The sequence below is a fragment of the Flavobacterium sp. genome, from assembly GCF_044376915.1.
Lineage (GTDB): Bacteria > Bacteroidota > Bacteroidia > Flavobacteriales > Flavobacteriaceae > Flavobacterium.
In genome coordinates this window covers 1-2,539 of the sequence record NZ_JBILKB010000147.1, presented here as the reverse complement: position 1 = coordinate 2,539, position 2,539 = coordinate 1, and the positions used below count along the sequence as shown (strand labels likewise).

Annotated in this window: 3 protein-coding genes; 2 read left to right on the top strand and 1 reads right to left on the bottom strand. The window is 33.7% G+C overall.

From position 1 onward, the window contains the following. Window positions 1-113: 113 nt before the first annotated feature. Window positions 114-581, bottom strand: coding sequence for a hypothetical protein (locus ACIQ6Z_RS09945; RefSeq protein WP_396210716.1), 468 nt, complete (start codon window positions 579-581; stop codon window positions 114-116). Window positions 582-677: 96 nt separating this feature from the next. Between ACIQ6Z_RS09945 and ACIQ6Z_RS09940 the strand changes: the two genes are divergently transcribed. Next, entirely contained in the window at window positions 678-1,658 is a 981-nt protein-coding gene (locus tag ACIQ6Z_RS09940; protein ID WP_396210715.1) for a helix-turn-helix transcriptional regulator, read from the top strand. 5 nt (window positions 1,659-1,663) lie between these two features. After that, a complete protein-coding gene (locus ACIQ6Z_RS09935; protein WP_396210714.1) occupies window positions 1,664-2,083 on the top strand; it encodes a hypothetical protein in 420 nt (139 codons plus the stop codon). Window positions 2,084-2,539 lie beyond the last annotated feature (456 nt).

Genomic DNA, 2,539 nt, shown 5'->3' with positions numbered 1-2,539 from the left:
ACCCAGATTAAAATGATTTGGATTGAAGTATCTTACAATTTGATACTGGTTTAATTCGTTTAACTGAATGTTCTCTTCAACTACTAAGAAATTTCTTTTTATAGCTTTCATTTTTAATTTTCGCTTATCATTCTAATTACCGTTGGTGCATTGTGTTGCAAGGCCACATTGAAAAAGTTAAAATAACTGCCTTCGGCTAATTTTTCAATGATATCAATTTGTTTTACATTTTTTGGAAGTGCTGGAAAAATCAAATTGTAGTGGTGTACTTGTCCTGCGCTATTGAAATGTAACTTTGTAGGAGCAATTGAAATGTTTCTAGCTTCAAGCAACGGATATCGTGTATCTGAATTAGCAGTTTGAATGTAGCTATTTGCGTCTATTTGAATCCATCCACCGTTGATGTATTTTTTGGGTGCGATGTACACAAAATCAATCTGAGTGTATTCTTCGTGCATGATGATTTTGTCTATGCCCAAATACTTACAAGGTGTGCTTTCGGAAAGCGGACTTTTAAAGGTTCTTGCTCTTTTAATTACTTTGGTTTTTTGAAGTGTTTCTTCATTCATTTTTGTTTTCATACAAGTTTTAATTTAAGATTATGGGACAAAGCTAAATAGTCACTCCGTATCATTTATACGGAGTGAAAAATATTTTATATATTTACAAAAAAAAGTATGGGAATATCTAAATCTGCCTTCAGAAGATACCGCATCATCGATAAAATGCTTAAAAATAAATTTAGGCCTTATCCCAATCTTGAGGACATACAAAACGCTTGTGCCGAGCATCTTGAGTTTTGTCCGTCTTTAGATACCTTAGAAAAGGATATCCGGAACATGAAGCAATCTGATGTATTAGATGCTCCCATAGTATATTGTAGAAAAAACAAAGGCTATTATTATTCCAATCCCAATTTTTCCATCAATACCATTCCGCTCACAGATGACGATATTTTAACGATTAAAGAATCACTTGACTTAATCAAAAATTTAGGTGGGAGTAACCGAGTTAATGAACGCTTCAGTTATGCCATTCAAAAGATATTATCGGCGTTTAAAGAAGAGTTCCCAGAAGGCAATATCGAACGTAAAATCATTCAAACGGATTATGTAGAAGGCGCAAAGGGTTTTGAAAATTTTAATAAGCTATTGGAAGCTTGTAAAAATCAGCAGCCGCTTTCATTTGTGCATTATTCCTATTCGAAGCGTAAATTCAGTTCGGTAATCGCACATCCTATCCGACTCAAAGAATTTGACAACAAATGGTATTTGATTGCCTATTCAGAGCGTCACGAAGCACTGCGAACATTTGGTTTAGACCGAATTTATGAGCCCAACCTACTCAAGCGAAAATACATTAGAGTACCCAATCAAGAAGTGGAGCACTATTGTACCGATATCTATGGTGTTTATCCCATAGAAAACCAATTGAAGCAAGAAATTACTTTTCTAACATCCATAGATGTTACCAATTATTTTGAAGCCTATCCAATACATTCTAGTCAAAAAGCGGAAAAAAACAACTCGGGTTCTAGTTTCTTTACCATTAACGTGGTACCCAGTATGGAGTTGATTCGATTGTTTCGATCCTATGGGAGACATTTAGAAGTTATTCATCCGGACTGGCTTCGCAAACAAACAAAATCATTAAAATGAGAGGAATGTTACAAAAAATAGCCAACAGAATATTTCATTTGGAAGTAGAAGGGCATGGAAAAGACAATCCAATTTTATTACGATTGACACAAACACAAGAATTTACCAAAGTAGATTTTGGCTATACCACCACCAATAAATACATTAGAGGCGGTTGGATTAAAATGGCGCCCGACACCTACATTGAGGACACGTTAACCCAAAAAAGATACAAGCTGCTCAATGCTACCGGAATTACAATTTCACCCAACAAACACAATTTTCAGTCTCACAAAGATTGGCAATACTATTCGCTATATTTTGAACCGATGACGCAAGTAGATCGAAGGATTAACCTTATCGAAGTTGAAAAAGGAACGCGTAACGATTTTAATTATTACGGAATTGATTTGAAAATGGATGAGGGGATAGAAATAATGCAATAAATTGCATTTTAAATTATCGTTTTCATTTGAGCGATTAATCAATGAAATGAAACAACCGAAATAGTAAGTAAAAACTTCGACAATGTTCTATTTACCATCAATTTCTATCAAACCACACTTTTTTTTAGTGCTATGTATATACATATCAATTGCATTTTTAAAGCATTTTCATGCGTATTGAATAGGCTTTGAAATGGCTTTGAAAATGCTATAATAGGGACTTTTTTTACTCAATTTTACCATTCTTCATTGCTGGAATTGCATCGGAAATGTATCTTTTATAATATAATTTATTATATTAAATAAGTTATATTTTTTCTAATAATAAATACTTGCTTATGGCTCAAGAGAAGGAGGGAAGTGTCTAATTTTATAGCTGTAGGTTTGTAGTAGTTTGTTGGTAATGGTGCATAAAAAAGCCCGAACGTTATCGCTCGGGCTTAATCTTACTTTTGA

Excerpts from the sequence above, each read along its gene's own strand:
- ACIQ6Z_RS09945 (WP_396210716.1), bottom strand. The coding sequence starts at position 581 with ATGAAAACAAAAATGAATGAAGAAACACTTCAAAAAACCAAAGTAATT.
- ACIQ6Z_RS09940 (WP_396210715.1), top strand. The coding sequence starts at position 678 with ATGGGAATATCTAAATCTGCCTTCAGAAGATACCGCATCATCGATAAA.
- ACIQ6Z_RS09935 (WP_396210714.1), top strand. The coding sequence starts at position 1,664 with ATGTTACAAAAAATAGCCAACAGAATATTTCATTTGGAAGTAGAAGGG.